Genomic DNA, 24,036 nt, shown 5'->3' on the forward strand with positions numbered 1-24,036 from the left:
TGACAGATAATTTAGATTTAAAATTAAGATAGGAGAGGTCACTTTTAGTGACCACAAAAATCGATGACAGAAACAAGTATTCCAACTATTCAAATCGTGGATGCGCCAAAGTACGTTGGCCAAACCGTTAAAATTGGGGCCTGGCTCCGCCAAAAGCGCGGCTCAGGAAAGATGGCCTTTTTGCAGTTGCGCGACGGAACAGCCTTTTTCCAAGGGGTCGTGGCCAAGGCTGACGTAGCTGAAGATGTTTTTGAAACAGCCAAGGATTTGAAGCAAGAAACGTCTTTGTACGTAACGGGTGAAATCCGGGCAGATGACCGGTCATCATTTGGTTATGAAATGAGTGTTTCCGGGATTGAAGTAATCGGCGAAAGCCATGACTATCCAATTACGCCAAAGGAACACGGAACTGACTTTTTGTTTGACGAACGGCACTTGTACCTCCGTCACATCAAGCCATTTGCTACGTTGAAGATCCGTAACACATTGATTGCTGCCACCTATGAATTCTTTAACCAAGAAGGGTTCATCAAGATGGATGCACCGCTTTTGACTGGGTCAGCTCCTGAAGGAACGACTGACTTGTTTGAAACGGATTACTTTGGCCAATCGGCCTTCTTATCACAGACAGGTCAATTGTATGCCGAAGCTGGGGCAATGGCCTTTTCAAAGGTCTTTACCTTCGGACCAGCTTTCCGTGCTGAAAAGTCAAAGACTCGTCGTCACTTGACGGAATTTTGGATGATTGAGCCTGAAATGGCCTTTATGGACCAAGAAGCCTCATTGGCTATCCAAGAACGTTATATCGCCTTTTTGATTGAAAAGGTCTTGGAACGAAACGAACAAGAATTGGACTTGTTGGAACGAGACAAGGACTTGCTCCGTTCTTATACCCAATTGCCATTCCCACGAATGTCATATGATGACGCAATTAAGTTGTTGCAAGAAAACGACTTTGACGTGGAATGGGGTGTTGACTTTGGTTCACCTGAAGAAACTTTCTTGGCCAACCATTTCTCAAAGCCAGTCTTTATCACGAACTTCCCGAAGGCAATTAAGGCCTTTTATATGAAGCGCCACCCAAGCCGTGATGATGTGGTGATTTCAGCTGACTTGTTAGCTCCTGAAGGTTACGGTGAAATCATTGGTGGGTCAGAACGTGATACTGACTATGACTACTTGAAGTCTCGTTTGGAAGAAGAAGGTTTGGACCTCGACGAATACGGTTGGTACCTTGACTTACGTAAGTACGGTTCTGTCCCTCACTCTGGCTTTGGCCTTGGTTTGGAACGGATGGTAACTTTTGTGACCGGTGAAGACCACATCCGGGAAGCAATTCCATTCCCACGGATGACGCACCGTTTGCGCCCATAAACTTCGATATGACAAAACGCCCAAGGTTGTCTTTGGGCGTTTTTGCACGGTTAGCAGCTTTTTGGAAAGGGGCTTTTGATGGACCAAAAATTAAGTAACTTTATTCAAGCTGGGCAAACCAGTCTCGAAAATGAGCTCTTGGTCCATTACCGCGACCTTGGCTTTGATAATGATGACTTGGCCGTTTTTTTGCAGGTTACTCGGCTGCAAAACCAAGGAGACCAGGCTTTGCCAAGTGTGATTGCCCAGGTCATGAAAGTCACTGAGAAAACAGTCATTAGCCGGTTAAAGTCGATGGTTGACCGGGGGTTAATGAAAATTAGCTCGGCCGGTAATGGTGTGGAGTTCTACGACTTTTTACCCCTGTATGACCGGTTGTTAAACGGTCAGGGGATGCGGCCAACCACGAAGGTGGTTTCGGCTGGTGAAAAGAGCCGTTTGGAAATCTTGAAGATTTTGCAGGCTGAATTTGGCAGAGACCTCTCGCCTTTGGAAATGCAAACGGTCGCACAATGGTTTGACCAAGACCACTTTGACCCGAATATGATGGTTTTGGCTATCCAAGAAGCAATCGCCAATAATGCACGGTCGTTGCGCTATATTGAAGCAATTTTGGTCAACTGGCAGCGGGAAAACCTAACCTCGCCACAAGCCGTTCAAATTGCCAAAGACAAGCGCCGGGGTGTGACTTATCAGAGTAAGACCCGCCAAGGGCGACAAAATGGCCAGCAAAAAAGCCAGGCGATTGTGCCTGACTTCAAGTTGGAGTAGTCTTACCTTAGGATTAAGTCGCCCGCATCGTTTTGGTGGAAGCCAAGCAGTGGGACGGCATTTCCCTGGTTGACTTGGCAAAAGAGGGCGGTGTGACCGCCGGATTGGCTGAGCCGGGTTTGGATTTGTCCTAGCGTAATTGGTTTTTGCCCGGTGACAAAGGCAACTTCAGAACTGTCTTTTAGGTACTTTAGCTGACTAATTGGCAAAAATTGGTCACGGTCTGAGCCCACCTGAGCATAGAGTGGCGTTTGGTCAGCTAGATATTTTGTTAGGGCAAAGAAGTCGGTTACAGTCATAATAGTTTAATTATAAAGGAAAATGATGGAAAAGAAATATCGTTTGATGGTCACGGTTGCTGCTGGTTTGGAATCGGTGGTTGGCCAGGAATTAAAAGACTTAGGTTATCACCCAGAAGTTGAAAACTACCGGGTCTTTTTCGAGGGGACACAGGCCGATATTTTGCGGGCCAACCTTTGGTTACGGACAGCTGACCGGGTGAAGATTGTCTTGGGAGAATTTCATGCAACGACCTTTGATGACCTCTTCGAAGGGATCAAGGCCTTGCCGCTGGAAGATTATTTGAACTACGATTCGGAATTTCCGGTAGCAGGTCGGTCACAAAAATCAGCCTTGCACTCAGTACCAGACGTACAGTCGATCACGAAGAAGGCGATTGTTTCACGGTTGCAAGAGGCTTACCACGTCCGGACCCGTCTGCCTGAAACTGGGTACTTTGCTCAATTAGAAGTAATGGTGGCTAAAGACCAGGTGACTTTGACCTTAGATACAACTGGTCCGTCGCTCTTTAAGCGTGGTTACCGGGTTCAAAAGGGGCCAGCACCGTTGAAGGAAAACTTCGCGGCGGCTTTGATTTTGCTAACGAATTGGCAAAAAGACCTGCCTTTTGTTGACCCAACCTGTGGTTCAGGGACAATTCCAATTGAAGCCGCTTTGATTGGTCGGAACTTGGCACCGGGATTGACCCGGACCTTTGATATCGAGCAAATGGACTGGTTTGACCATTCCTTGTCTGATACAATCCGGGATGAGGCCGAAGACCAGGCCGACTATGACAGTCCCTTGGATATTCATGGTTACGATATTGATGCCAAGATGGTGGCAATTGCCAAAGAAAATGCTAAGCACGCTGGTTTGTCACAAGATATCCAGTTTGAAACCTTAGCAGCTGGTGACTGGGAACCGGCAACTGACCACGGCGTCTTAGTCGCTAACCCACCTTACGGGCAACGACTCGGTGAAGAAGAGGAAGCGACTGCTTTGTACAAGCAAATGGGTGCCTTATATAAGCCATTGGACTACTGGTCAAAGTACATTTTGACTTCGGACTTGTCCTTTGAAAAGGCCTTCGGTCAAAAGGCAACCAAGAAGCGGAAACTCTTTAACGGGCAGCTGCGTGTTGATTATTACCAGTATTGGGCCCAGCGCCAACCACGTCAGTAAGTAGAATATTTGATAAAAAGCCAAAATTTTTTTGGCTTTTTTATTTTGAAATAAAGACGGAATAGTTTAAAAAAAGAAATAAATATTATTCTGAGATAAACAACAAAAAGATAAATGTGTTGTATAATATCTCATTTCATTTTAAAAATTATAAATAAAAAATCTAAATTGATAAAATTGCCTTTTATTATTTCTTATCTTATAATCATTTTGTAACATAGAAATGCATTAGAGAAGGATGTAGAGAAATGGATACAAAAGTAAGAAAGAAGTATAGAATTTTTCAATCAAAAAGGACTTGGCTGGTGGCCACGACGTTCTTTGTTTCTAGTGGCTTAGCTGCGCTAGACCAAGAACACAAGTTGTCGGCTGCTGCCGACCAAGTTCCAAGTAAGACAGGTATTAGTATACAGCCGGATGGAGAGCCGGTTGCCACTGATACTTCCGCTTTGGTTGCTAGTACTAGTTCATCTGCTGAACCAACGAGTACTAACACTCAGACACAGGATAGTCCGAACGTCGTTTCAACAAGTTCGACTGACTCACAGGTAGAGCCATCAACAAGCACTGACCAAAGTGAGTCTGTTTCTAGTCAAAGTACGACAGCAACCAATGCCGTTGAAAGTTCAACAAAGAACAGTACTGACAGTAGTTCGATTAGCCTTGAGAGAACTAATCGGACAAGTCGGGCAGTCGCTAATAACGAACCACTTCCAACCTTGTATCAGTTAACAGCCACAGCTTATGAAAAGTTAACGAACAAGGTTGGTGGTTATGCACCTAATACCGATGTACCAGGTGATGCCACCCTTGAAGCCGATAAGTCTTACATTGACCAGCCGGGTGAGATGGTCTTTGGTAACGAAGATTACGCTTTCTTTGGCTTAGGTGGCGTGCAAAATGATTACTCCAATGTGTCAGAAATGCGCCTGACAACTGATAACTCAGCGATGCGCCAAGCTTTGGATGGCTTATCTGCTGTTGTCGGTCAAAACATCAAGGGGTCTGAAACCAATTATTACCTGCCCCAAAACACCCTATCTTATGGTGGCGGGTTCCCATTTACGGCCGGGATTAATTCAAGTAATTATTCAGTGTTAAACCCGTTGTATTATTTCAATGCTTTTAAGAGCACTTTGTCATCCGTGGCAAATGTTTTGAGCCTGGGAATGGTGCAAAACAAGTTGAATAGTGACTATGATAGCGGCCAATATGGAATTTACCTTCGAATGGCTGTGCCAGATGGGGTGAACCCAGAAGACTTCGTCAAGACTATGAACTTGGATAACACCAAGTTTGGGGCAGAAATGAATTTGAATGTGACCCTTGGCTTAGACCGGGCAATTAATCAAATTCCTGGTTTGAATAGCTTGGTTTCAACTTCTCTGGGTGTGCCGATTACCGGTACAGCTGGAAATGTCTTGGATGCGATTTTGGGTAGCGTGATTGATAAGCTAAATGCTGAATATGGTACGAACTTATCATTGCGCGGGTCAGACAGTCCTTTTTACCCAATTACTTTGTACCCAAGTGATACCAAGGTCAACTTAGAAAAGGACCCACATGGAATTTATTTCCTGGTTCGTGGGGATGAACTATCGAAGTATAATAGCCCAGTTTTGCAGGCTAAGATTTTGTTGACAAAGTTCTTTATGAACGCCTGCTCATGGGCTGGTAACATTACTGGTGGTGCTTATGGTTATTTGAACTTTGATATGGACCGCTATACCGGTAACTTATCAACGGCTGAAATTAATCAAACATATGGCCGTGGAACGGATACTAGTAGTCAGATGTTGAAGTTTGCTGACGATAGTCCCTATAAGGTTTTGACCAAGGGACAGTTACCACCAATGCCAAATGGTGAATTGGCTTTGTCAGTTAACTCATTGGATGCTGAAAAGATGTTATCCCGTCATAGTCGTGACTATGGTCAAAACGGCAACCTTGGTTCGGATATTGCCATTAAAAATGGACATAACCAGGATAATCCATTGCAGTTTTCTTCAGTTCAAACTTGGCGGGCCTACTTGTCACCATTAGACCAGGCGACTGTCGATAACCAAAACAGCAAAGAAATTGCTGGTGATAGTGCTGAATGGCAAGAAATTACTGGTCAAACCAAGGTGCTGCCTGGTTCTGACATGGACCATCGGATGGTAACCTTTAAGGATGGACAGACTTTCTATGATAACTTAAACCGCTTTGACCGAGTAATTGACTACTTCGATCACTCTGTCTTGTTGGATGGTCAAGGTATCCATCCAAATAGTCAAGTTAGTTCAATTCGGTTGGTGAAGTCTGTTGACCCAGAAGGAAAGCGGACAGGCAAGGCTGATTTTGAAATTTATAACCAACCGTTCAAGGTTTACTACACTGGCCAAATGACTTTGGCTGATGGTAAGGTTATCCCAATCCGACCAACGTCAATGACAGTCTTGCAAGAAAAGAATGTTGCCGGTACTGATTTGACGACTAACCGCATGGAAGCAATGGATAGTATTCAAAAGCAGGCTCGGCTGGTTCAAGCGGTGATTACCTACTTGGCCCCAAAGGTGGCCGACGACCAAGTTTCACAGTATATCCAACAGATTCATGGCGTGGTGGCAGACGGTCAGCAGGCAATTAGTGATGCGACAACAACGACTGCCATTAGCCAGGCACAAATTAATACCATGCAACAAATTGCTGCCATCCAGAGTGCAGCAACGACCAAGGGGGATGTGAATGCAGCCTTGTTGAAGGCTACCCGCCACCTTGGTATTAACGACCTAGCTGATATTGCTAAGCAAGTTAACGTTGCCATTGACAATGATATTAAGTTGAACAATGACGTTAAGGCAAAGCTCCATGACCAAGTCAAGGAGACCTTCGCTGGTGCCAAGGGCAGTGTTTATGCTGGTCAGACGATTCCATTAGTGCAACAAGCCATCGATAATGGTATTGCGGACTTGGAAAAGATTCACGCTTTGAAAAAGGCTGCAATTGACCCTAAGACTGTTGCACCGACAGACGCAGACCGGCAAGCAGCCCTTCAGCAAGTTACTAGTCATGCTAACGATGCGAAGGATAGCTTTGCTAATATTGATGGTGTTGACCCACTGAGCCTTGCCGACCAAAAGGCCTTGGTTGACCAGGCAGTCGCAGGTGCTGACCAAGCAATTCAGGCAGCTAAGACTAAGGGCGAACTAGACCGGGCAGTTCAAGATGGCTTAACAGCAATTGATAAAGTGGCCAAGCCTACTCTTGATTATCCTCACCAGGCGGTTAAGGCTGTTGATGTGACCGCTGCCAAGGCCAAAGTTGACGAAGCGGTTGCTGATAAATTGGTTGATTTTGGTAAAGTCGATCACCCCGATGGTGATAGTTTAGCAATCCAAAAGAAGGCCCTTACTACAGCTCAAGAGAAGGCAAAGCAAACAATTGATGGTGCTAAAACGAACGGCGAATTAGACCAAGCCTTGCAAGAAGGACTCAAGTCAATTAAAGACATTGCCAACCCAACTCTTGCTTATGTTTACCGACCAGTTGACCCAGCCGCTGTTGCTGCCGCAAAGGATAAGATTAACCAGGTGGTAGATGACAAAAAGGCAGAGTTTGGTACAGTTTTGAATCCAGATGATGATAGTTTGGATAAGCAAAATGAACTTCTTTCAACTGCTAAAAAGGCTGCAATTGACGCGATTGATAATGCTAAAACCAATAAAGACTTAGATAAGGCTCTTCAAGATGGTATTCAAACCATCCAACAAATTGCCTTGCCAGAAGTTGCTGAAGCTTTTCAACCAGCTAGTGTTGATAACAAGGAATTCTACAAGCGACTAATCCGCCATTCTGGCCAAAAAAAGATTGACGACTTTAATGCTTTGCCTAACCGTGATGCTAAGAGCCTTGAAGAACAAATTGCGGTTGTAAATCAAATTGTCGATGAATACCAGAAGCGTATTGATGCAGTAGTAACCAATGGTGATGTCCGGGCCACATATTTTGATTATGTAAAAGCGATTAAAAAGGTTGCTGATCCTGTTATTGATGAAGAACATCGTCCTGCTACCGATGCAGAACGTCAAGATGCCTTAGAGCAGATTAACCAAGCTCGGGACAAGAAGCGACATGGTATTGATGGTGTTTCATATCCAGATGAAGAAAGTTTAAGCGCTCAAAGAGAAGCATTATCTAATGCTGTTTACCAGGCTTATGATGATGTTAATACGGCTACTACTATTGTTTCGTTAAGAAGTAAGTTGGCCAATGACTTGACTCGTATTGGTGATATTTCGCTCCCAAGAAAAGATGATAACCATTATATGGTTACTGACATTGATCGTAGTAAGAGAATTGATGCGCTTACAAAGCAAGCAAACGAGATTAAAGATCGTTTGAAAATAGCGGAGCAGGATAAGCCTGAATTGTTGTCTGCACGTACGCAAGAAGTGAACAGTACGTTGGATGAATATGTTTCTCAAATCGACTCTTCAACTTACCTTTCAGAATTAAATGCTGCAGTAGAAAATGGAACAGCGGCGTTAGATGAACTAAAGAAGAATTACTTCTCTGAAGATTATCGGACGCCAACACAGGGCGAACGTGACGTCTTCCTTCAACAATTGAAAAGTAATGCTGTTCAGGAAGAAAAACAAGTTCGCTCTGATAAAAGTTTAACAGTTGACCAGGTTTCGAATGTAGTTAATAAAATTGAAGTAGCTTTAATGACTGGTATGAAGCAAATCAATGATGTTAAACATGTTCGTGATTTAGACAAAACATTTGAAGACGCTTTAGCAGTAGTTCATGACGTTTATGGTGGTTCACTTCAAGAAGTAACTAGCTTAAGTATGACGATTAACAATCCGATTATTACTAGCAATCGAATTGTTAAACGCGATTTAGAAGTGGAAAAGTTTTCAAATCGTATATCGGATAATTCCGATGTTGACGTTGTTAATTTTATCGATGATACAGATGAAACGCCTAGTGACGCAGAACGTAAAGAAGCTGATCAAATTATCACAGATGCTACGGACATACGGATTCGCGAATTTCAATTAATACCAGTTCCCCACCAAGATTCTTGGAAAGAACAGAATTCTTTGTTGAGTATGACGGAAATAAATGGTTCGATCCAGACATTGTATGCTAAAACAAAACATGAGCTTTTGACGATTGTCAAAGAAACTGTCGCTGCGATTAATGCGATTACAGCGCCAAAGGCTTACGTGCCTACAGATACCGTTGATGATTGGTTGATTGAAGATAGTGTTCACAGAATTAGTTTGTCCTTTGATGCTGACCGTGAACGTTTACGAAAGTACCCCAATGCCGATCCTCAGGATTTGCAAGAAAAAATTGAAGCGGTTAACCAAATTCAAGAAGATTCTGTTGCAGCTATCCGTGCGACAAAGGGGAAGACCTATGCTGCTATTGGTGTAATCTTTAGAAAGTCTGGAACCCAGGTGGGGGCGTTGGGCTTCCCATTAACGCTGATTCCAAGTAAAAACGATCGTTTGAGAGCGATGGGGGAGTTTGATAGGGCCTATCAAGCCTTTTACCTTAAGATGGTTTCTTACATTGGCTGGGATGGAAGAAGTCTATTATCCCGACTTCGTCAGATGAGACAAATCCGTACTGAAGTAAGTGAACGAATTGATGCGGCCAAGACCAACCGTGAAATTAACAAGTTTATTCCGGAAGAAATTGCAAGGCTTCATGCAGTACCAAATCCTGCCTTATTTATTGCCCCTTCAATTCTTCGCCCATATGATAGTGGTAATGATGGTAAGGGTGATAACGGAAGTGATAACCATGGAAACCAACCAAATAACCGTGATGGTAACGATGCTGATTCTCATAATGATGGGAACCAAGGCACTGGTACCGACGGTGATGGAACGGGTGCTAATGGTAACCAAGGAAATGAAACAAATGGTGCCGGTAACCAAAATGCTGGAGCAGATGGTAATGGTAGTCATGACGAAGGCCATGGCGCAGGTAGTCAAAGCGACGGAATGAATGCCGCTAATAAGGGTCTCGCTGAAGGAACTGGTGCCGAAATTGTCCCAGCTACCTTTAATCAAAGTGGGAACCTAGTTCCGACTCAGCTACCTGATCAGCAGACTGTTGACGTGAACCAAACTGGTTCTGAACCAATTTTGCCAAAGACTGCTAAAACTATCCGCCAGCGTTTGGCTAGTTTAGTTGCCGCAGTGGTGTTAGCATTATTAGCGCTGTTAGCATGGCTTAAAAAGAAGACTAGTACTAAGTTTTAATCAATAAATTTTTCTCACAAAAAATTGATAATAAAATAAAACAACCCGAAAAGTCTGACTAGGATAATGTCCTAGTTGGGCTTTTTTGTTATCTGGAAATGCTTATTGGTCGAATAGGACAAATAATGAACAAATCTTGACTTGGGGCTGTTTTGTCGGGGTTGGTCTATGCTATAATGGACTCTTGATGATATTTGGAAAGGAGTAGCGTACTCTTAGTTTTTAGTACGCACATAGCATGTATGTCAGTAGTGTTCATGCGGCGGGCCAAGGCTCGTGATGTTTCTGAAATCGTAACGATTTTGCAAACCGCCAAAGGTTATTTAAAGGAACAGGGGATTGATCAGTGGCAAGCTGATTATCCAAATGAAGCAGCGGTCCAAGAAGACTTGGACGCCCACCAAGCCTTCGTGTTGATGGTCGATAATGAAGTGGCTGGCTACGCAGCAGCTTTTGAAGGGGAAGACCCAATCTATACTGCTTTAGAAAATGGAACATGGTTAAAAGAGGGGCATGACTATGCTTCTTTGCACCGAGTGGCCATGTCTGATAAATTCCGCGGGCAACGGTTGACGCCTCGGTTTATCACAGCCTTGATTTCATACTTCTATGCCCAAGGTGCCCGTGATTTCCGGATCGATACGCACCCTGGTAATTTGCCAATGCAAAAAGTAATTGCAAATAACGGCTTTGAAAAGCGTGGGACAATCCACATGGTTGAGGCCGACCATATTTCAACGGAACGTTGGGCATACCAACTTTTGATTGAAGACTAAAAAAGTTGTCAGTATTGGATAGGGACCTGAATTGGTCCTTAGCTAATTTACTGGCAACTTTTTTGCATATAATTGTATATAATCTCTGTTTAAAATCAATTTCTTAAGCTTGGCACAATCTAACTTAGCCTTGTAGTGCCTGTAAGGCAAGTTGGTGGGGACCGCGGTTATTGCGGTCGGAAACCCAGGTGTAAAAAGTTAGCTCAGGCTTTGGCAAGAGTCCTAAAATCTGGTCAACCTCTTCTTGATAGTGGTGGGCGTAGCCTTTCTTGAGTGAATCGACCAAAAGCTTGGAATCGGAAACGATTTCAAGTAATGGGGCCTCTGCTAGGACAGCCCTTTGACTAGTAATCGCCCAGATTAAAGCTTGGAATTCGGCTTCGTGGTTGCTTTGGCAGTTAGCTAAGCGGATTTTTTCTTGAAATTGTTGGCCATTATTGACTAAAACTAAGCCCGCACTGGTGGAATGGTCGGCCTGACGAAAGGCCGCATCAATTGATAAACGAATCAATGGTAATTTCCTCATTTTTCTTTCACTATAACAATACCAGAAGACCGGACTAAATGGTAAAATAGTAGTTGTTTATATACTTTTTAGGAGACTTTTTATGAACGTTACTCGTGGCTATTACCAACCCATCACGGATTGGACAAAAATTTATTGGATTATGTATGCGTCCTTCTTCTTGGTGGTACCGATTTGGGCGAGTGAATTGTTTTATAGCCTCGACTGGTGGTGGCTATTGTATACGGTGATTATCGTGGCGATTGGCTTGGTGACTTTTTTCCGTCGTCATATTTATTTGACGGGGACAACTTTGTATGTCGGCTATGTTTTCCACAGTAACCATGATAGGTTTGATTTGGCAGAAGATGACCATCATTGGTCAATTAAGGGCAAGCAATTGATATTGGAAACGGCCAGCAAAAAATGGTCTTACCGAGTATCGAAGAAGATGGCGGTAGCCTTGAAAGGACTTTCAGACAATGCCTGAAGTGACACCAATTAAAATTACGGCCCAACAAGATGGTGGCCGGATTGATGCCTTTTTGGCTGGCCAAGACCTGCCCTATACCCGGTCTGCCTTAGCTGCTTGGATTAAGGACGGTCAGGTAATGGTGAATGGCAAGGCGGTTAAGCGGTCTTACCAGGTGAAAGCTGAAGACGAAGTGGTTGTCACCGTTCCTGCTACTAAGGAAACAGCCTTGGAGGCTGAAAACATTCCGCTTGACATTGTCTATGAAGACGATGACTTGTTGGTGGTGAACAAGCCGCAGGGGATGGTGGTTCATCCAGCCCCTGGTCATTCTGGTGGAACTTTGGTGAATGCGCTGATGTACCACGCACCGCTATCAACGATTAACGGGGAATTCCGACCTGGTATCGTTCATCGGATTGACCGCGATACGTCGGGCTTGCTGATGGTCGCTAAAAATGACCAGGCCCACCAAGCATTAGCCGCAGAATTAAAGTCCCATAAGACGAAACGCCGTTACTATGCCTTGGTGAAGGGGACTTTTGAAGAAAAAGAAGGAACCATTGATGCGCCCTTAGCCCGCCACCCGAAAGACCGCAAGAAACAGGCAGTTGTTGCTGGTGGCCGGGAAGCCATCACGCATTTCCAGGTTATCGAACGGTTTAACAAGTATACCTTGTTAGAACTAGCCTTAGAAACGGGGCGTACCCACCAGATTCGAGTACACTTGGCTTACATTGGTCACCCGGTTGTTGGTGATACGGTTTATGGCCATGACAGCAAAGCCTTAGGAATTGCTTTACCAGGTCAGTTGCTTCATGCTAAGACGCTGGGCTTGACCCAGCCAACGACCGGTGAGGAATTAGAATTCACGTCAGACTTACCAGAACTATTTGAAAATGTACTTAGAGCCTTGCGCGATAGCCAGGGTTAAGATTGAATTAGCTGCTTATTATACTGAAGGTAGCAGAGCTAGGAAGGAGCCAATATGGCAGATAAAGTTGTTTTAGACCAAGACTCAATGCAACGGGCATTGACTCGAATTACCTATGAAATTTTGGAACGGAATAAGGGTGGCCAAAACTTAATTTTGGTTGGAATTAAAACCCGGGGCGAGTATTTGGCCCACCGGATTGCTGACCGGTTGGAACAACTGGAACAGGTGAAAATCCCAGTAATGGCAATTGACATTACCAGTTACCGTGATGACCATTTGAATGATGATGACCAATTGGGCTTGGACCCAACAGAAATGGTTAACATTTCAGACCAAAACATTGTCTTGGTTGATGATGTTCTCTTTACTGGTCGGACCACCCGAGCAGCTTTGGATGCCTTGATTCGTTTAGGTCGGCCGCAAGCAATTGCTTTGGCAGTCCTAGTTGACCGTGGTCACCGTGAATTACCCATTCGGGCGGACTTTGTTGGTAAGAACATTCCAACGGCTCAAAATGAAAAGATTAAGGTCCGGGTTAAGGAAATTGATGGGGAAGATGCAGTGGAAATTGTCCACTAACATCATGATTTTTAACCTTGCTTTCGTCTAATGAATTAAACCCTATTTTTCAAAGCAGTAAGAAGGATTTTTATGGAACGGCACCTCATCTTAGAAGATGGAACGGTATTTACAGGGCAGGCCTTTGGCGCCCCCGCCACCACCTTTGGTGAAATTATTTTTGATACGGCAACCTCCGGTTACCAAGAGACAATCACAAACCCAATTTATGATGGGCAAATGATTGTTTTTGCGATGCCTGTGGTTGGTGCCGATGGTATTCACGCAGAAGCTTATGAATCTGTTACCCCGAAGGTCCGGGGGGTGATTGTTCACGATTTGGCGGAAGTTTCGACCAACCGTCAGCGGCGAATGAATTTGGACCGTTTTTTACAACACCATAATATTCCGGGGCTTTTTCAAGTTGATACCCGGAAACTAATCCGCCACCTCCGGGAAACCGGGTCGCAAAAGGCAACGATTGTTGATGTGGTTGACGAGCATGCGGTCGACCAGCTGGTTGCGACGGTTTTGACCAATAAGCAGGTGCAAAATACGGCTTCACCTAAGGCCTATGCCAACCCTGGTCGTGGCTTTCACATTATTGTGATTGACTTTGGCTTGAAGCATGGGATTTTGCGGGTTTTGGGCGACCATGATGCTAACGTGACGGTTTTGCCTTACACAACCACAGTGGATGAAGTCTTGACCTTGGACCCTGATGGGATCATTTTGTCAACGGGTCCAGGAAACCCCGAGGACTTGCCGGATTCTGTTTTGACACTAATCCGAGTTTTGCAAACCAAGATGCCGCTGCTAGGTCTTGGTCTGGGGCACGAGCTCTTGGCCTTGGCCAATGGGGCCGAGTTGCAAGCTTTGCCGGCTGAGTACCACGGCATGAACCACCCAATCCAAGAAATCATTTCTCAAAAGCTCTTTTATGCTCGTCAGGGACGGGGATATGTGATTAGCCCTGAATCGTTGGATGGGAAAAAGTTCTTCGTGACCCACCGGGACTTGGTCGATGATTCAATCCAAGGAATCCGGTTGCGGGATTATCCGGCCTTTTCTGTCCAGTTTTTCCCAGACGGGGCGCCAGGTCCACTGGAAGCCAATGGAATTTTTGCAGACTTCTTTGAAACGGTAGCAGACTATGTCCAGAAAAACAGTTAAAGAATCAGTCAAAAAAATATTATTGATTGGGAGTGGCGAGACGGATTTTGGCCTTCAAGGTGAAAACGATACTGCCATTTACCAAGTTTTACCAATCTTAAACAGTCAGGGCTATAAAGTCTTTGTGATGGACGATAACCCCTACTCGTTGGCCTTGGAATCGCCAGCCGCTACAGGGATTCTGTCGACTTTGACGGTTCAAAACGTTAAGCGAACAATCCAAGACCAAATGATCGATGCGGTTATGCCGCTCTTCGGTGGCATCCGGGCCTTGCGGTTGTGGAACCAGGTCTTAAACGATTGGCAAGAAGATGATGGCCAATTACCTAAGACACTAGGCTTATCGGCCGATGAAGTTCGCCGAGTAACGGATAGTACTGCTTTATTTAACCAATTGGTCGGCGCTGGCTTGGAAGTCAGTGAATCATCAGTGGTTAAGACGCAAGACGAAGCCAATGAATTGCTCCGTGACCTAGAATTACCACTGGTTGTCCGGGCTAGGAACCCCTTGCAGGGTACTACTCGGCAAATTGTTGACCGGGTTGATGACTTTGAAAAAGTGGTCAAAGAAGTTCAAGGCCAGTCCTTGAACGAGGAACTGTTGATTTCAAAGGCGGTCAATGGCTTGAAGGAAGTTTCCGTCTTGATTGTTCGCGACCAGGACGGCAATTGCTTACAAGTCGGAGCCTCCGAAGATATGGACCCAGTCGGTATTCACACGGCTGATTCCTTATCGGTCGCACCAGTTTTGACAATTTCGGACCAAGTTTTGCAAGAAATGCGGGCGCAGGCCTTCTTGATTGCCAATATTATTGGGATTAAGGGACCGCTCCACGTTCAGTTCGCCTTCGATGAAAAGAATGGCAAGATTTATGTGATTAAGGTTTCACCATACTTGGACCAGCTATCAAACCGGATGGCGGTGATGACCGGGTACCCAGTCATGCTGGTATCCGCTCAATTAGCCGTTGGCCTACCGCTGACGGAAGTCTTTTTGCCAAGTGCCTTTCATCCCAAGACCGCGATTATGGAACCAGTGATGGACCACATTGCCGTTAAGCTCCCAGTTTTTCCGTTTGGTGACCTATTTGCCTCGGATACCCGGGTTAACCGGCAGTTGACCTCCGTGCAAAAGTCAGTGGGGTCAGCGTTGGGATTTGGCCGAACTTTTGTGGAAGCGATGGAAAAAGCCATTCGCTCGGCTCACTTTAATAACCGGTCTTTTTCACCCAAGTACATGGCTGATGTTTCGGATGATGAGCTTATCCAGCAGCTGATCCACCCACAAGATAACCGAGTGCTCTTACTGATTGAGGCTTTGCGTCGGGGGTATGAAATTGACGAATTGGCCGAGTTAACCAACATTGATGAATTTTATTTCTACCAACTTGGCCGGTTAATTCAAATTGAACAAGCTGTTGATGAAAGAGAGGTCGACCCGTATGCCTTGATGGTTGCCAAAAAGTTTGGCTTATCGGATGGGCTAATTGCCCGCTTTTGGGATACGGACTTTCAAACGATTCGGACACTGGCAAGGCAGGAAGGAATTACGCCGACCTATAAGGCCTTAGAACCGTCAGCGGGGGAATTTCCTGAACATGCCCGCCAGTTCTTTGCCACTTTTGAAGAAGAAAATGAATCCGAAATGTTGACCAGGGATTCTGTCTTGATGATTGGGACCGGCGCCTTTCGAATGGGCGACGGTGCCTCGGCCGGGTATATGACGAGTGTGATCCTGTCAGAATTACACCACATGGACTACCAGACAATTGTGATGAACAACAACGCTTCGGATGCGACCTTGTTGCCACATCTGGCTGATAAGCAGTATCTGGAACCACTGGAAGTTTCGGATGTGATGTCGGTGGTTGATTTGGAAAACCCAAAGGCAATTATTATTCCTGGAAACCGGAAGAAGTTGATCAATGCGCTTGAGGACTTAGGTCAAAATGTGGTTGTGATTTCAAAGGAAAAACACCATCCAGTTGGTCCTGAAGAAGGCCAGTCTGAATTCGCCGTAAACTTCTTTTGCGATGGCAAAAACTTGTATCCTTTGACTGTTTCGCAACACCAACCGGGTGAAAGCCGGATTTTAAAGCAGGAATTGACCAAAGACCAATTAGCAGGAATTGATATTACTTATCCTGGCTTGTACCAGTTAATTTGGCGGAAGAATACCACGGATTGGGCTGACCAAGTGGACCTACCGGATATTGGTGTTGATACCTGGTTACGGCCAATGCCTTATAGTCAATTAGCCTATTTGACGAAGACCTTAGGGGTGCCACTAGTCCGCTTAGCAGTTCGCGGCTGGATTAAGGGCCTTAGTGACCAAGATGTGCAGTTGTTAGAATCTATACCGGCTAAGGTTGCTAACCGAGAAACTGCTAACTTAGCATTCTTAACGGCGAATACCGACTATGCCTTACACTTGCACCCCGATAAGCCTTTGGACCGGACCCGGTTTGAAATGGGCGCCAAGTTAGTGCCAATTAAAGAAGAGGTGGCCAATGGCTAAAAAGGACCAGTACCCAACGCAGATTTTGATGGGCTTGATGTTGTCAGAAGGAAAGTCTGGTGAATACCAAGTAAAAGCTGGTACTAAGCCTCATCCCTGGCGGATTGGCAAGCATACAAAGGGCAAGCTTCAAGGCCCTGGTCAAATCTTTTTGACCGAGCAAAACCAGAAGGTGGCCCTAGTGGAAGCGTTGCCGCTGTCTTTTAAAGACCGGCATGACTACCAGCCGATGAGCCGGTTCACCACTGATGTGGCTGACTTGGATTCTATTACAGAAATTTAAAAAATCACTGACCGTTTTAAAACGGCCAGTGATTTTTTTTGTGCGTGAAATTTTAGTTAAGGTCGTACTTACGGTTAACGTTGAAGAAGAATAGCGAACCGTTGATGACCATAATGATGGCCGAGAAAATGAAAATTGCTCGGTAATCAAAGAGGTTGGCAACAACCGCCCCAAGCATTGGGCCTAAGACGGACCCGATTGCCTGGAAGGATTGGTTATAAGAAAAGACTCGGGAAACCATGTCACCCGAGACATTTCGGGAGAGCAGGGTTTGAATGGCGGGGAGCATCGTTGCATCTGCGATTCCAATCGTAAAGCGCAAAGCAATTAAGGCGATGACAGAGGTGACAAAGGCGGTTGGCACAAAGGCCAAGACTGCTAGGACAAAGCCGGATTGAATCATGTACTTTGTGCCAATTTTGTCACCTAATTTGCCAAAGGTTGGGGCAAAAATGACGGTCGCCAAACCAGGCATGGCAGCGACTACCCCAGCAACGAAGGTCACATTGCCGTGGTTATGCAAGACCTCTCGAACAAAGAGTGAGACAATCGGGTTGATGGACATGTTCACGGTTTGAATCAAAAGGGTTGTAACAAAGAGGGCGACTAGTAAGTCTTTTTTAGGAAGGTTTTTCCAAGTTGTCTTAGGCTGTTGGTCCTCTTTTTTAACTGGTTCGACTTTCTTTTCGTCGACAAAGAACCAGATGAAGAAGAAGACGATTAGCAAAATAATCCCAGTAATGTGAAAAAGGGTTTGGTAGGAAACGATTGAGGCCATCGCGCCACCGAAAAGAGGACCGACGAGGCTTCCACCGGTAAAGCCAGTGACGACAATGCCAAGGGCCCGACCAACGTGTTCCTTTGGTGTCTGAGTAGCAATCAGGGCATTTGAGTTCGATACAAAGCCGCCGAGACCACCTTGAATAGCTCGAAGCAAGAGGAGCTCCCAGATGTTTTGGGTGAAGCCCATCAAAAAGAGGGTAACGGCCATTCCAGAAGCAGCCCGCATCATCATGAGTTTGCGGCCCTTCACATCGGCGACCTTTCCCCAAAACGGCGAGACAATGGCTGTGACTAAGAAGTTGATGGCGTAGGCAGCGCCAGAGTAAAAGGTAAGTTCTGTTTTAGAAAAGTTCCCTAAGGTGTCAATGTAAAGGGACATAAAGGGGAGGATTTCAGAAAAAGCGACTCCGGTCATAAAGACGGCCAGCCAGACAATCCAAACGTTTCTTTTCCAATTGATTTCAGAAGTGGCTTCGGTCATGGTGGTTCCTCCAAGTGTTACAAGAAATTCCTACTGTGCTAAGAAATTAGTCTACTCTTTTTTTAGTGAATTTGCACGGGTTTGCACTTGTGAAAAATGAGGGCTGAATAGTTCACAAATATTGGAATAAAAGTTGCTAGAAGAGTTTAAATCTAAGTTAAATCGGGGCTTGTTCACTCTTTTGTTTTAACTTATAATATAAGTTACCTACATACTTTTACAAGGTCGCTTTTAGGTAGCACAAGCGACCAATTTCACTCAGGCAACGACTGGGCAAAATTTGGCAAAGGATGGTCCAATCGATGACTAAGTACAAGGAATATACAGCAGACCAGGTAATGGAGCTTGTTTCGGGTTACATGCCTGAAGGGCAAGTCCAACAAGTAAAGAAAGCCTACCAGTGGGCCAAGGACTTACACAAGGACCAAAAACGCCATTCTGGTGAACCTTATATTATCCACCCAATCCAGGTTGCCGGTATTTTGGCCGAATTGAAGATGGATGCACCAACAATTATTGCCGGGTTCTTGCACGATATTGTTGAAGATACTCCAGTGTCATTAGAAGACGTTAATGACCGCTTTGGTGAGGTGATTACCCGGATTGTTGATGGGGTGACCAAGCTATCCAAGATTAAGTACCAGGATTCTAAAGTCCAACTAGCTGAAAACCACCGGAAGCTTTTGCTGGCAATGGCCAAGGATATCCGGGTGATTATCGTCAAGTTGGCTGATCGGCTGCACAACATGCGGACTCTGTCGGCTTTACGACCTGATAAGCAACGGCGGATTGCCACTGAAACCTTATCGATTTATGCACCACTAGCAGACCGACTTGGTATTTCGGCCATTAAGTGGGAGCTAGAGGATATGTCCTTGTCGGTTCTTGAACCTGATGCTTACCACCAAATTGCTGGTAAGATGGATATGAAACGTGAAGAACGGCTTCAATCAATCCAAAAGGCTGTCGACCAAATTGAGACCAGCATCCAAGACCTTGGCCTTGAAAATGTGGTGGTTTATGGCCGGCCGAAGCACATTTACTCAATTTATCGAAAGTTAGTTGATAAGCATAAGTCCTTTAGTGAGATTTATGATTTGTCAGCGGTCCGGGTATTGACCAATTCGATTCCGGATACTTATGCCGTCCTGGGTGCGATTCATGCCCACTGGACACCAATTCCAGGTCGGTTTAAGGACTACATTGCCTTACCAAAGCCAAACGGTTACCAGTCACTGCACACGACAGTGATTGGACCGGCTGGTCGGCCAATGGAAGTTCAAATCAGAACCCACGCTATGCACCAAGTTGCCGAGTACGGGGTTGCGGCCCACTGGGCCTACAAGCAAAATGGTGGAACTTCGGATTCATCAGCTGACGTGGAAGATCAAAGTGAAAAAGCTTTGAACGTTATCCAAGGAATCTTGGAATTGCAAGAATCAACTACAGATGCCCAGGAATTTATGGACTCTGTTCAAGCCGACCTCTTTGTCGACCGGGTTTATGCCTTTTCTCCAGCCGGAGATGTCTATGAATTGCCAAAAAACGCTAGTCCACTCGATATGGCCTTTGCCATTCATTCCAATGTTGGAACAGCAACAACCGGGGCTAAGGCGAACGGACGAATTGTCCCTTTGGATTATGAAATCCAAAACGGTGACATTATGGAAATCTTAACCAGTCCAAATGCTAAGCCATCTCGGGATTGGTTAGACCTCGTCACAACCCGGAAGGCCCGTCACAAGATTAAGCAGTACTTGAAGAAGCTCGACCGGGAAGATAATATTCAAAGCGGTTTTGATGCAGTTGCCCGGGCCTTATTTGAAACCCACTACGATTCAACTAAGTTCATGTCTGATGAACAGTTGGCCGGAGTGGCAGAAACCTTGCAGGTTGGTACTCGGGAAGATCTCTTGGCTAGTGTTGGTTATGGGGACTTGTCTCGCTTAGCGGTTGCCAAGGAATTAACCAAGCATGTCCGCGAAGAACAAGAGGCGGCGGAAGCAGATGACTTGCAAAAGAAACTGCTAGAAGATGGCGAGGCGATTAAGTCTGATACCCAGCCACCAAAACGTAAGGTTAAGTCCGACCGTCAATCTGATGTTGTCATTGCTGGAGTCGATAACCTTTTGGTTCGTTTGTCTGGTTGCTGTACGCCAGTTCCGGGTGACCCAGTAACAGGTTATATTTCACAAGGCCGGGGAATTGCAGTCCACCGTTTTGACTGTCCTAACATTCATGCTGCCCAGCAAAAGGGCCAGCGGTTAGTTGATGTGATTTGGGCGGATGAAAACGGTCAACGACCTGATTACACCGCTGATTTAACCATCCATGCCGAAAACGAAAACGGAATCTTGAACAGCATTTTGCGGTCGCTAAATGCTAAGACCCGGTTTATTAAAGAAATAAACGGGCATGTTACCAAGGGGGGCATGGTTCAGGTTCGAGCCTCAATCGGAGTTTCCAATGTGGCCCAGCTTCATGGCATCATGGATGCTTTGGCAGCTGAGCACTCGGTTTATGACGTAAAAAGAACCATCCATTAAGCATTGTTAGAACAAAAAAACCAGGAAGCAATCTCAATTGATTTTGAGAAAGCTTTCTGGTTTTTTATTTGCTTATTTTTTAAGCCAATAGACGAGACCGAATGGAATCGTTGATTCTGTTCCCTTCAAAATCCGACCGACGTTGTTGCGGTGCCGGTAAAAGACAAAGACGGTCAAGACGATGGCGACAATTGATAAAATCCAGTCTTGGTAGTAAAAGACGGACATCACCGTTGCAAAGGTAAAACCGACCATTGAGGCAACGGAAACCATTGAAAAGAGAGTTAGGCAAATGATAAAGGTTGCACAAACCATTAAAAACAATGGCAAATTGTAAACGGATAGGACCCCGGCTGAAACGGCCACGGCCTTACCACCCTTGAAGCCAATCCAAATTGAAAAAGTGTGGCCCAAGATAGCAAAGAGACCAACCAACATCACGTTGACGTGGTGCCAGCCAAAGAAGGATGGTAAAAGGGCAGCTAAAGTGCCCTTAAGGATATCTAAGATTAAGACAATCACACCAGGAACCGGTCCTAAAATTCGAAAGGCATTTGTCGTACCGATGTTACCTGACCCTTCAGTCCGGATGTCTTTATGGTAGAAAACTTTTCCTAACCAGTACCCTGGAACCATTGACCCTAAGAGGTAGGCCAAGGCCAGGATGATTGCAATTTTTAACATAAATGAACTCCTTAGTAAAAAAGAAACAGCTTTTATATTTTACCATAGAATTAATTTGGCCCAAATAAATTTTGATCTTGGCTTAAGGTCTGCTCGTTACTGTATTTAAAAAGAGAATTTGTCTGATAGGAAATTTTCCTATTGTCAGTTTGAAAATTTTAATCTATGATTAAGTAGATTATCGAATCTCTTTTAGGTCTAAAAGGGTGACGAAAATACACGTTAAGGGAAGATAACCGTGCCAAAGCAAACACATTACGATGCAGATTCAATCAAAATTTTAGAGGGACTGGAAGCCGTTCGCAAGCGACCTGGAATGTATATTGGGTCGACTGATGGTCGGGGTCTCCACCACTTGGTTTATGAAATTGTCGATAATGCGGTCGACGAAGCCCTAGGTGGCTTTGGAAACGATATCCGCGTTACCATTGAAGAAAATAATGCCATTACGGTCCAAGACTTTGGTCGAGGAATGCCAGTTGCGATGCACTCGTCTGGGAAGCCTACGCCTGAAGTTATTTTGACCGTTTTGCACGCCGGTGGAAAGTTCGGTCAGGGTGGGTACGCCACTTCTGGGGGCCTTCATGGGGTTGGTTCTTCTGTTGTGAATGCCTTGTCGGAATCACTGAAGGTAACGATTGTCCGTGATGGTCACCGTTTTGAAGAAAGTTTTGAAAATGGTGGAAAGCCAATTGGGACGTTGAACGACCTTGGTGCCACCAAGGACTCAACTGGGACAATTGTGACCTTTAAGCCGGATGCTTCCATCTTTTCAACGACTGTTTTCAAATTTGATACCTTAGCTGAACGCTTGCGGGAAGCGGCCTTTTTGATGTCTGGTGTTAAGTTTACTTTGACGGATAAGCGGGTTGAGCCAGTTCGCGAAGAAATTTACCACTATGACCACGGTCTTCAATCATTCGTTGAATTCTTAAACGAAGAAAAAGAGGGCTTGGGCCCAATTATGACCTTCGAAGGCAACCAAGATGGGATTTTGGTTGATGTGGCTGCCCAGTATAACGATGGTTATTCTGAAACGCTTTTGTCCTTTGTTAACAATGTCCGAACCCAAGACGGTGGAACTCATGAAATGGGCTTCCGCTCAGCTTGGACGAAGGCCTTTAACGAATATGCCCGCCGGGTGAATTTGTTAAAGGAAAAGGACAAGAACCTAGAAGGGTCTGATGTCCGTGAAGGACTGTCAGCCGTTATTTCACTGCGAGTTCCTGAAGAAATCTTGCAGTTTGAAGGGCAGACTAAGGATAAGTTGGGAACCACCGAAGCCCGAGCAGCGGTTGATGGGGTTGTCAACGAAACACTGTCACGGTTCTTGCTTGAAAATGGGGACTTTGGTCAAAAAATTGTCCGCAAGGCCTTGCGGGCCAGGGAAGCCAGAGAAGCAGCTCGGAAGGCTCGAGAAGAGTCTCGGACTGGTAAGACCAAGGGGAAGCGTGACCGCTTACTTTCAGGTAAGCTGGCTCCTGCTCAGTCAAAAAATGCCGATAAGAACGAACTGTTCTTGGTCGAGGGTGATTCGGCCGGTGGTTCTGCTAAGCAGGGCCGGGACCGGAAGTTCCAAGCAATCCTGCCATTACGTGGAAAGGTCTTGAACACCCAAAAGGCTAAGTTGGCAGATATTTTAAAGAACGAAGAAATTTCGACTCTGATCTATGCCATTGGTGGTGGGGTCGGACCAGACTTTAACCTTAAAAACGCGGCCTTTAGTAAGATTATCATCATGACCGATGCCGATGATGATGGGGCTCACATCCAAACCTTGCTGTTGACCTTCTTCTACAAGTACATGCGGCCTTTGATTGAAGCAGGTCGGATTTACATTGCCTTGCCACCGCTTTACCGCGTTAAGTACCGCGGTAAGAAGGATGATTCCTTTGCTTGGACCAACGATGAGCTGGCAGAAATTACGTCAGCATCGAAGACTAAGTACGAATTGACCCGGTTTAAGGGACTTGGTGAAATGAACGCTTCGTTGCTCTGGGAAACCACGATGGACCCCGAGTCACGGACGCTAATCCGGGTTAAAATTGATGACGCCATGTTGGCTGAAAAGCGGGTAACGACCTTGATGGGTGATAAAGTTGACCCTCGCCGTCAGTGGATTGAACAAAACGTTCAATTTACCTTGGAAGAAGACGGGTCAATCTTGGATAACATCGCTGCTGGTGGTGATTCTGGTGCTAACGCCCAGGTCTTTGAACAAGTAATGGCTGGTAAGACACCCAGCCAGGCCCAAGAAGACGTAGAAGAAAGTTTAGCCGAAAGTACCACGACTGAGCAGACCGCTAAGTCAGAGACTAAGAAGGCTTCCACACCAGCAACAAAGGCTAAGGATACCAAGCAGAGTGATGATGGTTCATCTGATTCCTCAAGCTTTGAGAACTTGGATCTCTTTTAATACTGAAACTAGAAAGGATGGGGGATTGT

General features: G+C 45.4%; 17 protein-coding genes. 13 read left to right on the plus strand and 4 right to left on the minus strand.

The window, feature by feature from the left end; all coding sequences use genetic code 11:
• Positions 1-63: 63 nt before the first annotated feature.
• Together asnS and AC5162_RS00680 are read left to right on the plus strand one after the other, a co-directional pair.
• Positions 64-1,374 carry an asparagine--tRNA ligase gene (asnS, locus tag AC5162_RS00675; RefSeq protein ID WP_496533342.1) on the plus strand — a complete coding sequence of 437 codons (1,311 nt, stop codon included), beginning with the start codon at positions 64-66 and terminating at the stop codon, positions 1,372-1,374.
• 78 nt (positions 1,375-1,452) lie between these two features.
• Positions 1,453-2,145, plus strand: coding sequence for a DnaD domain-containing protein (locus AC5162_RS00680; protein ID WP_496533343.1), 693 nt, complete (start codon positions 1,453-1,455; stop codon positions 2,143-2,145).
• A gap of 2 nt (positions 2,146-2,147) precedes the next feature.
• On the opposite strand, the gene AC5162_RS00685 is transcribed toward AC5162_RS00680, so the two are convergent.
• Positions 2,148-2,444 (minus strand): hypothetical protein, encoded by a 297-nt coding sequence (locus AC5162_RS00685; RefSeq protein WP_496533344.1) that lies wholly within the window; start codon positions 2,442-2,444, stop codon positions 2,148-2,150.
• 25 nt (positions 2,445-2,469) lie between these two features.
• On the opposite strand from AC5162_RS00685, the gene AC5162_RS00690 reads away from it, so the two are divergent.
• The 3 genes from AC5162_RS00690 to AC5162_RS00700 all read left to right on the plus strand — a co-directional run bounded on the left by AC5162_RS00690 (position 2,470) and on the right by AC5162_RS00700 (position 10,651).
• The gene (locus tag AC5162_RS00690; protein WP_496533345.1) at positions 2,470-3,609 is read left to right on the plus strand and encodes a THUMP domain-containing class I SAM-dependent RNA methyltransferase; all 1,140 of its coding nucleotides are present in this window, start codon (positions 2,470-2,472) and stop codon (positions 3,607-3,609) included.
• Positions 3,610-3,857: 248 nt separating this feature from the next.
• Positions 3,858-9,875, plus strand: a complete 6,018-nt coding sequence (locus tag AC5162_RS00695) for a DUF1542 domain-containing protein (protein ID WP_496533346.1) — start codon at positions 3,858-3,860, stop codon at positions 9,873-9,875.
• Between the two features lie 242 nt (positions 9,876-10,117).
• Positions 10,118-10,651 (plus strand): GNAT family N-acetyltransferase, encoded by a 534-nt coding sequence (locus AC5162_RS00700; RefSeq protein ID WP_496533347.1) that lies wholly within the window; start codon positions 10,118-10,120, stop codon positions 10,649-10,651.
• A gap of 124 nt (positions 10,652-10,775) precedes the next feature.
• On the opposite strand, the gene AC5162_RS00705 is transcribed toward AC5162_RS00700, so the two are convergent.
• Positions 10,776-11,162, minus strand: coding sequence for a reverse transcriptase-like protein (locus AC5162_RS00705; RefSeq protein ID WP_496533348.1), 387 nt, complete (start codon positions 11,160-11,162; stop codon positions 10,776-10,778).
• Between the two features lie 97 nt (positions 11,163-11,259).
• Between AC5162_RS00705 and AC5162_RS00710 the strand changes: the two genes are divergently transcribed.
• The 6 genes from AC5162_RS00710 to AC5162_RS00735 all read left to right on the plus strand — a co-directional run bounded on the left by AC5162_RS00710 (position 11,260) and on the right by AC5162_RS00735 (position 17,097).
• Positions 11,260-11,646, plus strand: coding sequence for an EbsA family protein (locus AC5162_RS00710; protein ID WP_496533349.1), 387 nt, complete (start codon positions 11,260-11,262; stop codon positions 11,644-11,646).
• Positions 11,639-12,562 carry an RluA family pseudouridine synthase gene (locus AC5162_RS00715; RefSeq protein ID WP_496533350.1) on the plus strand — a complete coding sequence of 308 codons (924 nt, stop codon included), beginning with the start codon at positions 11,639-11,641 and terminating at the stop codon, positions 12,560-12,562. The genes AC5162_RS00710 and AC5162_RS00715 overlap by 8 nt, the downstream gene beginning before the upstream one ends.
• Positions 12,563-12,616: 54 nt before the next feature.
• Positions 12,617-13,144, plus strand: a complete 528-nt coding sequence (pyrR, locus tag AC5162_RS00720; protein WP_496533351.1) for a bifunctional pyr operon transcriptional regulator/uracil phosphoribosyltransferase PyrR — start codon at positions 12,617-12,619, stop codon at positions 13,142-13,144.
• A 72-nt stretch (positions 13,145-13,216) separates the two neighbouring features.
• A complete protein-coding gene (locus tag AC5162_RS00725; RefSeq protein ID WP_496533352.1) occupies positions 13,217-14,296 on the plus strand; it encodes a carbamoyl phosphate synthase small subunit in 1,080 nt (359 codons plus the stop codon).
• On the plus strand, positions 14,277-16,814 hold the full coding sequence (locus AC5162_RS00730) for an ATP-binding protein (RefSeq protein WP_496533353.1): 2,538 nt from the start codon (positions 14,277-14,279) through the stop codon (positions 16,812-16,814). The genes AC5162_RS00725 and AC5162_RS00730 overlap by 20 nt, the downstream gene beginning before the upstream one ends.
• The gene (locus tag AC5162_RS00735) at positions 16,807-17,097 is read left to right on the plus strand and encodes a DUF7671 family protein (RefSeq protein WP_496533354.1); all 291 of its coding nucleotides are present in this window, start codon (positions 16,807-16,809) and stop codon (positions 17,095-17,097) included. The genes AC5162_RS00730 and AC5162_RS00735 overlap by 8 nt, the downstream gene beginning before the upstream one ends.
• Positions 17,098-17,149: 52 nt before the next feature.
• On the opposite strand, the gene AC5162_RS00740 is transcribed toward AC5162_RS00735, so the two are convergent.
• The gene (locus AC5162_RS00740; protein ID WP_496533355.1) at positions 17,150-18,361 is read right to left on the minus strand and encodes an MFS transporter; all 1,212 of its coding nucleotides are present in this window, start codon (positions 18,359-18,361) and stop codon (positions 17,150-17,152) included.
• 302 nt (positions 18,362-18,663) lie between these two features.
• On the opposite strand from AC5162_RS00740, the gene AC5162_RS00745 reads away from it, so the two are divergent.
• The gene (locus AC5162_RS00745; RefSeq protein WP_496533356.1) at positions 18,664-20,907 is read left to right on the plus strand and encodes a RelA/SpoT family protein; all 2,244 of its coding nucleotides are present in this window, start codon (positions 18,664-18,666) and stop codon (positions 20,905-20,907) included.
• Between the two features lie 72 nt (positions 20,908-20,979).
• On the opposite strand, the gene plsY is transcribed toward AC5162_RS00745, so the two are convergent.
• Complete coding sequence (gene plsY, locus AC5162_RS00750; protein ID WP_496533357.1) at positions 20,980-21,591, minus strand: glycerol-3-phosphate 1-O-acyltransferase PlsY; 612 nt, start codon at positions 21,589-21,591, stop codon at positions 20,980-20,982.
• Between the two features lie 238 nt (positions 21,592-21,829).
• Between plsY and parE the strand changes: the two genes are divergently transcribed.
• Positions 21,830-24,007 (plus strand): DNA topoisomerase IV subunit B, encoded by a 2,178-nt coding sequence (parE, locus tag AC5162_RS00755; RefSeq protein WP_496533358.1) that lies wholly within the window; start codon positions 21,830-21,832, stop codon positions 24,005-24,007.
• Positions 24,008-24,036 lie beyond the last annotated feature (29 nt).

Source organism: Fructobacillus sp. ChS1-6f1-1-27, assembly GCF_059579415.1.

What these genes read in the sequence shown, in the direction of transcription:
- asnS (WP_496533342.1), top strand. Translation starts at nt 64, where the DNA reads ATGACAGAAACAAGTATTCCAACTATTCAAATCGTGGATGCGCCAAAG.
- AC5162_RS00680 (WP_496533343.1), top strand. Translation starts at nt 1,453, where the DNA reads ATGGACCAAAAATTAAGTAACTTTATTCAAGCTGGGCAAACCAGTCTC.
- AC5162_RS00685 (WP_496533344.1), bottom strand. Translation starts at nt 2,444, where the DNA reads ATGACTGTAACCGACTTCTTTGCCCTAACAAAATATCTAGCTGACCAA.
- AC5162_RS00690 (WP_496533345.1), top strand. Translation starts at nt 2,470, where the DNA reads ATGGAAAAGAAATATCGTTTGATGGTCACGGTTGCTGCTGGTTTGGAA.
- AC5162_RS00695 (WP_496533346.1), top strand. Translation starts at nt 3,858, where the DNA reads ATGGATACAAAAGTAAGAAAGAAGTATAGAATTTTTCAATCAAAAAGG.
- AC5162_RS00700 (WP_496533347.1), top strand. Translation starts at nt 10,118, where the DNA reads ATGTCAGTAGTGTTCATGCGGCGGGCCAAGGCTCGTGATGTTTCTGAA.
- AC5162_RS00710 (WP_496533349.1), top strand. Translation starts at nt 11,260, where the DNA reads ATGAACGTTACTCGTGGCTATTACCAACCCATCACGGATTGGACAAAA.
- AC5162_RS00715 (WP_496533350.1), top strand. Translation starts at nt 11,639, where the DNA reads ATGCCTGAAGTGACACCAATTAAAATTACGGCCCAACAAGATGGTGGC.
- pyrR (WP_496533351.1), top strand. Translation starts at nt 12,617, where the DNA reads ATGGCAGATAAAGTTGTTTTAGACCAAGACTCAATGCAACGGGCATTG.
- AC5162_RS00725 (WP_496533352.1), top strand. Translation starts at nt 13,217, where the DNA reads ATGGAACGGCACCTCATCTTAGAAGATGGAACGGTATTTACAGGGCAG.
- AC5162_RS00730 (WP_496533353.1), top strand. Translation starts at nt 14,277, where the DNA reads ATGTCCAGAAAAACAGTTAAAGAATCAGTCAAAAAAATATTATTGATT.
- AC5162_RS00735 (WP_496533354.1), top strand. Translation starts at nt 16,807, where the DNA reads ATGGCTAAAAAGGACCAGTACCCAACGCAGATTTTGATGGGCTTGATG.
- AC5162_RS00740 (WP_496533355.1), bottom strand. Translation starts at nt 18,361, where the DNA reads ATGACCGAAGCCACTTCTGAAATCAATTGGAAAAGAAACGTTTGGATT.
- AC5162_RS00745 (WP_496533356.1), top strand. Translation starts at nt 18,664, where the DNA reads ATGACTAAGTACAAGGAATATACAGCAGACCAGGTAATGGAGCTTGTT.
- plsY (WP_496533357.1), bottom strand. Translation starts at nt 21,591, where the DNA reads ATGTTAAAAATTGCAATCATCCTGGCCTTGGCCTACCTCTTAGGGTCA.